Source organism: Streptomyces sp. NPDC054840, assembly GCF_053611065.1.
On record NZ_JBSGZP010000353.1, the window covers coordinates 1 to 7,625 of the forward strand.

The 7,625-nt window shown below is 67.6% G+C and carries 7 protein-coding genes; 6 read left to right on the top strand and 1 reads right to left on the bottom strand.

What is annotated here, in order from left to right; translation table 11 throughout:
• Positions 1–62: 62 nt before the first annotated feature.
• Positions 63–1,310 (top strand): Ig-like domain-containing protein, encoded by a 1,248-nt coding sequence (locus ACWGIU_RS23310; protein ID WP_453708696.1) that lies wholly within the window; start codon positions 63–65, stop codon positions 1,308–1,310.
• 270 nt (positions 1,311–1,580) lie between these two features.
• On the opposite strand, the gene ACWGIU_RS23315 is transcribed toward ACWGIU_RS23310, so the two are convergent.
• Complete coding sequence (locus ACWGIU_RS23315) at positions 1,581–1,982, bottom strand: hypothetical protein (RefSeq protein ID WP_453708698.1); 402 nt, start codon at positions 1,980–1,982, stop codon at positions 1,581–1,583.
• A 199-nt stretch (positions 1,983–2,181) separates the two neighbouring features.
• On the opposite strand from ACWGIU_RS23315, the gene ctaE reads away from it, so the two are divergent.
• The 5 genes from ctaE (at position 2,182) to trpD (ending at position 7,608) form a co-directional block, all read left to right on the top strand.
• On the top strand, positions 2,182–2,802 hold the full coding sequence (gene ctaE, locus ACWGIU_RS23320; protein WP_030016446.1) for an aa3-type cytochrome oxidase subunit III: 621 nt from the start codon (positions 2,182–2,184) through the stop codon (positions 2,800–2,802).
• A 76-nt stretch (positions 2,803–2,878) separates the two neighbouring features.
• The gene (gene qcrC / locus ACWGIU_RS23325; RefSeq protein ID WP_453708700.1) at positions 2,879–3,688 is read left to right on the top strand and encodes a cytochrome bc1 complex diheme cytochrome c subunit; all 810 of its coding nucleotides are present in this window, start codon (positions 2,879–2,881) and stop codon (positions 3,686–3,688) included.
• A complete protein-coding gene (gene qcrA / locus ACWGIU_RS23330; protein ID WP_453708702.1) occupies positions 3,685–4,743 on the top strand; it encodes a cytochrome bc1 complex Rieske iron-sulfur subunit in 1,059 nt (352 codons plus the stop codon). The genes qcrC and qcrA overlap by 4 nt, the downstream gene beginning before the upstream one ends.
• The gene (gene qcrB, locus ACWGIU_RS23335; RefSeq protein ID WP_453708704.1) at positions 4,740–6,365 is read left to right on the top strand and encodes a cytochrome bc1 complex cytochrome b subunit; all 1,626 of its coding nucleotides are present in this window, start codon (positions 4,740–4,742) and stop codon (positions 6,363–6,365) included. Before qcrA ends, qcrB begins: the two co-directional genes overlap by 4 nt.
• 178 nt (positions 6,366–6,543) lie before the next feature.
• Positions 6,544–7,608, top strand: coding sequence for an anthranilate phosphoribosyltransferase (gene trpD / locus ACWGIU_RS23340; protein WP_453708706.1), 1,065 nt, complete (start codon positions 6,544–6,546; stop codon positions 7,606–7,608).
• Positions 7,609–7,625: the final 17 nt, after the last annotated feature.

Genomic DNA, 7,625 nt, shown 5'->3' on the forward strand with positions numbered 1-7,625 from the left:
GGGCCCCTCGTTTGCAGTCACCCCGCGCGCCGTAATTGTCATATCTTCATAGCGTTGGATCCATGAAGCACTCACCGCGTCTTTGGACGGTACTCAGCTGCTCCCTGCTGGTCGCGTCCCTCGGGGCCGGCGCCACCGCATGCGGGTCCGGCGACAAGAACCCGCTGTCAGCCCGCCCGTACGACGCGGGCGATCAGGTCGCCTTCAACCAGCGCGCCGGCAACCGCCCCGTGGATCCCGACCGGCCCCTGGAGATCACCGCCAAGAGCGGCGGCGGCCGGATCACCGATGTGCTGGCCGTGGACACCCACGGCCGCCGCCTGGCGGGCGAACTGAGCGCGAAGGGGGACCGCTGGCACAGCACGACCCCGATGGCCTCAGGCGTCCGCTACACGGTCACCGTGAGCACCGAGGACGAGCGGGGCGCCCCCGGGCAGCGCACGCTCACCTTCGACACCACCCCGTCCAAGGGGATCCTGAAGGTCGAATTCGGCCCGGAGCAGGGCAAGTACGGCGTCGGGCAGCCCATCACCGCCGAACTCAGCGAGCCCGTCACGGACAAGGCCGCCCGCGCCACCGTGGAGCGGGGCCTGGTCGTCGACGCCCCGCCCGGAGTCGAGGGGGCCTGGCACTGGGTGGACGACAAGAACCTCCACTACCGGCCCAAGGACTACTGGCCCGCCCACTCCGCCGTCTCCGTACGGAGCAACCTGGAGGGCGTCAGGATCACCGACGAGCTCCACGGAGCCGTCGCCAAGCCGCTGAACCTGGAGATCGGGGACCGGGTCGAGGTCACCACCGACGCCTCCTCGCACTACCTCACGTTCAAGCGCAACGGAGAAGTGATCAACACCATTCCGGTGACCACCGGAAAGCCCGGCTTCTCCACCCGCAACGGCATCAAGGTGGTGCTGGGCAAGCAGTACTTCGTACAGATGCGCGGCGACACCGTCGGCATCGGCGGCAGCGAGTACTACAACCTGCCCGTCTACTACGCCACCCGCGTCACCTGGAGTGGTGAATACGTCCACGCCGCGCCGTGGTCCGTGGGCTCCCAGGGCTACGAGAACGTCAGCCACGGCTGCACGGGCATGAGCACCGGCAACGCCGCCTGGTTCTACGAGAACATCACCGAGGGCGACATCGTCAAGGTGATCAACAGCATCGGCGACGACATGGACGTCTTCGGCAACGGCTTCGGCGACTGGAACATGGACTGGAAGGACTGGCGCCAGGGCAGCGCCCTGCTCAAGGGCACCCAGGAAGGCCGCAGCCCGGTCGACCAGGCCCGCCTGCGCCCCGCCGTCTAGTGCTGTGACCGGAAAGGTTCACCGGGTCACGACGCCCGGCACGGCACCTCGCCGCGTTGTCGGACCGCGCGAGTACGTCCAGTACGAGCCGCGGCCCTCCGCCTTGCGATGCACCACACCGGACGCCGCAACCCGGCAAACCTTCCCGGCCAAAGCACTAGGTGCCCTCGGCCCGGCCTCATCTCCCCCCGGACACCGTCCGGGGGGAGAATCCCGGCTTCATTCACCCGTAAGGCTCTCTGTGGGGCGCGTGAGGCCCCGCAAGACGTATCAGGCGTCCAGGGACAGACGGGTCCTCAGGAGGCCCGCCAGGGTGTCCGCGAACGGCACCGGGTCCACGGGAAGGGTCACGGCGGCGTCCGCGCGGCTCCACGTGGCCAGCCAGGCGTCCTGGGGGCGCCCCATCAGCAGCAGCACCGGCGGACACCGGAAGATCTCGTCCTTGATCTGGCGGCACACACCCATGCCCCCGGCCGGAACCGCCTCGCCGTCCAGCACACACACGTCGACACCGCCCGCGTCCAGCGCCGTCAGGACCGCCGGCAGCGTCGCGCACTCCAGGTACTCCACCGGCGGCAGGTCCGCGGCGGGCCTGCGTCCTGCCGCCAGCCGCACCTGCTCCCGGGTGCCCGCGTCGTCGCTGTAGACCAGAACCCGCGCAGTCGCCCGCATTTCGTTCCTCCACCTGGCCGTGAATCACGTTGATGTTGCGCGGGATGCTACTCCTCCCGGTGCGCGGTCGACATCGGTTCGAACATGTCGCAGGTGACCGCGCGCAGGGCTCGTCTGATGGGCCGTTCGGGCCTTGCACACACCCCTGACACTCCGAACGGCACCCCCCGGGGTGAGGGCGGGATAAGCGACCGACATAATGTCGGTCGTGGCGACAGCAACGACAGTAGATACCGGGCACGCGCACCCGACGGTCAACCGGCCGAACCTCGTCAGCGTCGGAACCATCATCTGGTTGAGTTCCGAGCTGATGTTCTTCGCGGCCCTCTTCGCGATGTACTTCACCCTGCGATCCGTGATGGGTCCCGAGTTCTGGACGGAACAGGCCGAGGCCCTGAACCTTCCCTTCTCGGCGACGAACACGACGATCCTGGTGCTTTCCTCGCTCACCTGCCAGCTCGGCGTATTCGCCGCCGAGCGGGGTGACGTGAAGAAGCTCAGGACGTGGTTCATCATCACGTTCGTCATGGGTGCGATCTTCATTGGCGGCCAGGTGTTCGAGTACACCGAGCTGGTCAAGCATGAGGGCCTGTCCCTCTCGTCCGACCCGTACGGCTCGGTGTTCTACCTGACCACCGGCTTCCACGGGCTGCACGTGACGGGCGGTCTCATCGCCTTCCTGCTGGTCCTCGGCCGGACGTACGCGGCCAAGAGGTTCACCCACGAACAGGCCACGTCGGCCATCGTCGTGTCCTACTACTGGCACTTCGTCGACGTCGTCTGGATCGGCCTCTTCGCGACGATCTACCTGATCAAGTAGCGAACACGTCACCGGGCAGGACCCGGCACTCCATCCAGACACACCGACGCAGAAGATCCTGACACCGGGGTAATCCGTGAAAAAGCTCTCCGCACGACGACGCCATCCGCTGGCGGCGGTCGTCGTTCTACTCCTCGCGCTGGCGGCCACTGGGGGGCTGTACGCCGCCTTCGCCCCCGCGGGCAAGGCGCAGGCCGATGAAACCGCCCAGTCCCTCGCCATCGAGGAGGGCAAGAAGCTCTACGCCGTGGGTTGCGCAAGCTGCCACGGAACCGGCGGTCAGGGTTCCTCTGACGGCCCGAGCCTGGTCGGCGTCGGCTCCGCGGCCGTCGACTTCCAGGTGAGCACGGGCCGCATGCCCGCCCAGCAGCCCGGCGCCCAGGTGCCGAAGAAGCCCGTCGTCTACGAGCAGGCGCAGATCGACCAGCTGGCCGCGTACATCGCGTCGCTCGGCGCCGGTCCGATCACGCCGACCGAGAAGCAGTACGACCCGGCGGGTGCCGACATCGCCAACGGTGGTGAGCTCTTCCGCAACAACTGCGCGCAGTGCCACAACTTCACCGGCGAAGGCGGCGCGCTGACGAACGGCAAGTACGCCCCCAACCTTGAGGACGTCTCGCCGAAGCACATCTACGAGGCCATGCAGACCGGCCCGCAGAACATGCCCTCCTTCCCCGACAGCACCATGCCGGAGAAGCAGAAGAAGGACATCATCGCGTACCTCGAGAACGTGAACGGCGAGAAGTCGACCAGCCCCGGCGGCCTGAAGCTCGGTGGCCTCGGCCCCGTCTCCGAAGGTCTGTTCGGCTGGATCTTCGCCCTGGGTGCGCTGATCGCTGTCGCCGTCTGGGTCGCGGCCCACACCGCTAAGGCCAAGAAGTCATGAGTAACCAAGAGATTCCCCAAGAGAAGCACCTGCCGAGCGTGCAGGGAGACGCCCACCACGGTGGCGTCGCGGTCGCGGACCACCCGTTCGCCGACCCGGGCCTGCCGGTCCACAAGCCCCGCATCCAGGACATCGACGAGCGGGCGGCCAAGCGCTCCGAGCGCACCGTCGCGATGCTCTTCACCCTGTCGATGCTGGCGACGATCGGCTTCATCGCGTCCTACGTGATCTTCCCGGTCGACAAGATCGTCTACATCTTCCCCCTCGGGAAGATCAGCGCGCTCAACTTCTCCCTGGGCATGACCCTGGGCACGGCCCTCTTCTGCATCGGCGCCGGCGCGGTCCACTGGGCCCGCACCCTGATGTCCGACGTGGAGGTCGCCGCCGAGCGCCACGAGATCGCCGCTCCGCCGGAGGTCAAGGCGCAGGTCCTGCAGGACTTCGCCGACGGCGCCAACGAGTCCGGCATCGGCCGCCGGCCCCTGATCCGCAACACGATGCTGGGCGCGCTGGCCATGCTGCCGCTGTCCGCCGTCGTGATCATGCGCGACCTGGGCCCGCTGCCCGAGGAGAAGCTGCGCAAGACCGCGTGGGCCAAGGGCAAGCTGCTGATCAACGACAACACGAACGAGCCGCTGCGTCCCGAGGACGTGCTCGTCGGGTCGCTGACCTTCGCCAGGCCGGAAGGCCTGGAGGAGGAGCAGCACGACTTCCAGGTCCAGATCGCCAAGGCCGCCCTGATGATCGTCCGCATTCAGCCGGACGACATCAAGGACAAGCAGGAGCTGGAGTGGTCCCACGACGGGATCGTGGCCTACTCCAAGATCTGCACCCACGTCGGCTGCCCGATCAGCCTGTACGAGCAGCAGACGCACCACGTGCTCTGCCCGTGCCACCAGTCCACCTTCGACCTCTCCGACGGCGCCCGTGTCATCTTCGGCCCGGCCGGTCACGCGCTTCCGCAGCTGCGGATCGGCGTGAATGACGAAGGCTTCCTCGAAGCGCTCGGCGACTTCGAAGAGCCCGTCGGTCCTGCATTCTGGGAGCGCGGATGAGCACCAGCGACAACAACCAGCGCAAAGCGCCGGCCGGCGAGCGCGTAGCGGACTGGGCGGACGGCCGCCTGGGCATCTACGGCCTCGCCAAGGCCAACATGCGCAAGATCTTCCCGGACCACTGGTCCTTCATGCTGGGTGAGATCTGCCTCTACAGCTTCATCATCATCATCCTCACGGGTGTGTACCTGACGCTGTTCTTCCACCCGAGCATGAACGAGGTCGTGTACCACGGCTCGTACGTGCCGATGCAGGGCGTCATGATGTCCGAGGCCTTCGCCTCGACGCTCGACATCAGCTTCGACGTCCGCGGCGGCCTGCTGATCCGTCAGATCCACCACTGGGCGGCGCTGATCTTCGTCGCGGCCATGGTCGTGCACATGATGCGCGTCTTCTTCACCGGCGCGTTCCGCAAGCCGCGTGAGATCAACTGGCTCTTCGGCTTCCTGCTGCTGGTCCTCGGCATGTTCACCGGCTTCACCGGTTACTCGCTGCCGGACGACCTGCTCTCGGGTACCGGTGTCCGCTTCATGCAGGGCGCCATCCTGTCCGTCCCGGTCGTCGGCACGTACCTGTCGATGTTCCTGTTCGGCGGGGAGTTCCCGGGCGGCGACTTCGTCGCGCGGTTCTACTCGGTGCACATCCTGCTGCTGCCCGGCATCATGATGGGCCTGCTCGTGGCCCACCTGATCCTGGTCTTCTACCACAAGCACACCCAGTTCGCGGGTCCCGGCAAGACGAACAACAACGTCGTCGGCATGCCGCTGCTGCCGGTCTACATGGCCAAGGCCGGAGGCTTCTTCTTCCTGGTCTTCGGTGTCATCTCGGCCGTCTCGGCCATCGCGACGATCAACCCGATCTGGGCGCTCGGCCCGTACCGCCCGGACCACGTGTCCACCGGTGCGCAGCCCGACTGGTACATGGGTATGCCGGAAGGCCTGATCCGTGCCATGCCCGGCTGGGAGATCAACCTGTGGGGCCACACGCTCGTCCTGGGCGTGTTCATCCCGCTGCTGCTCTTCCCGCTGGTCCTCGGCGCGATCGCCGTCTGGCCGTTCATCGAGTCCTGGGTCACCGGGGACAAGCGCGAGCACCACATCCTGGACCGCCCGCGGAACGTCCCGACCCGCACCGCCTTCGGTGTCGCCTGGATCGCGGAGTACATCGTGCTCCTCATCGGCGGCGGCAACGACATGTTCGCCCAGTACTTCCACCTGTCGATCAACTCGATCACGTGGTTCGTCCGGATCGGCTTCTTCGTCGTCCCGGTGCTGGCGTTCATCGTCACCAAGCGGATCTGCCTCGGTCTCCAGCGTCGTGACCACGACAAGGTGCTGCACGGTCGCGAGACCGGCATCATCAAGCGTCTGCCGCACGGTGAGTTCGTCGAGGTCCACGAGCCGCTCCCGGCGGGACAGCTGCACAAGCTCACCGCGCACGAGCAGTACAAGCCGATCGAGATCGGCCCGACGCTCGACGAGAACGGTGTCGAGCGCAAGGTGAAGGCCACCCAGAAGCTGCGCGCGAAGCTCAGCCAGGGCTTCTACGGTGAGAACAACCAGATTCCGAAGCCCACGGTGGAGGAATACAAGGAGATCCAGTCCGGCCACGGCCACCACTGATCTCCGGATGAACGCATGAGGGATTGATTTCGGTCAGTCCTGGTGTCGCCACGGCGAGAGCCCCGTCCAGCGTCTGGACGGGGCTCTTTGCCGTAACCGGGGCTGGATAGGCTGAACCCCGACCGATCAGACGTGGCGCCAGAACATGAGGACGGCCCACCGACAGCAGGAGCGGACCATGAACGTTGCGACCCCGGCAGGCGGCGACAGCGTGGCGGCCCGTGGCTGGCCGGGCGTTCTCGACGCTCTGCTGACCGGCCAGGACCTGATCGCCGAGGACACCGCCTGGGCCATGGACCGGATCATGCGCGGGGAAGCCACCGACGCCCAGATCGCCGGCTTCACGGTCGCGCTGCGGGCCAAGGGGGAGACGGTCGAGGAGATCAACGGCCTCGTACGGGCGATGTACGCGCACGCCAACCTGATCGAGGTGCCCGGCCGCACCGTGGACATCGTCGGCACCGGTGGTGACGGGGCCAAAACGGTGAACATCTCCACGATGTCGGCGGTCGTGGTGGCCGGCACCGGCGCCAAGGTCGTCAAGCACGGAAACCGGGCCGCGTCCTCCGCGAGCGGTTCCTCGGACGTCCTGGAGAAGCTCGGGGTCAACCTCCACCTCAGCCGGGAGCGGGTCGTGGAGGTCGCCGAAGAGGCCGGCATCACCTTCTGCTTCGCCGTGAAGTTCCACCCGGCACTGCGCCATGTGGCCGCGGCCCGCAAGGAACTGGGCATCCGGACCTTCTTCAACGCGCTGGGCCCGCTGACCAACCCTGCCCGGGTGCGCGCCCAGGCGACCGGCGTGGCCGATCCCCGGATGGCCCCGATCATCGCGGGCGTGCTCGCCGCGCGGGGCTCCTCCGCGCTGGTCTTCCGCGGCGACGACGGCCTGGACGAACTGACCACGACGTCGACCTCGCGCATCTGGTGGGTCCGCGACGGCAAGGTCTCCGAGCAGGCCTTCGACCCCCGTGACGTGGGCATCACGCTGGTCGACGTCTCCGCCCTGGCCGGCGGGGACCCCTCGTACAACGCGGACGTGGCCCGCCGCCTCCTTGCCGGCGAGACCGGCCCGGTACGCGACGCCGTACTGCTGAACTCGGCGGCCGCCCTGGTGGCTCTCGACCCCGGCCCGGGCACCCTGGAGGAACAGCTCGCGGCCGGCATGGCCCGTGCGGCGGAGTCCATCGATTCGGGTGCGGCGCGGGCCGCCCTGGAGCGCTGGGTGAGCGCCAGCAACGCGTAGCGGTAGGAGAACGGCGT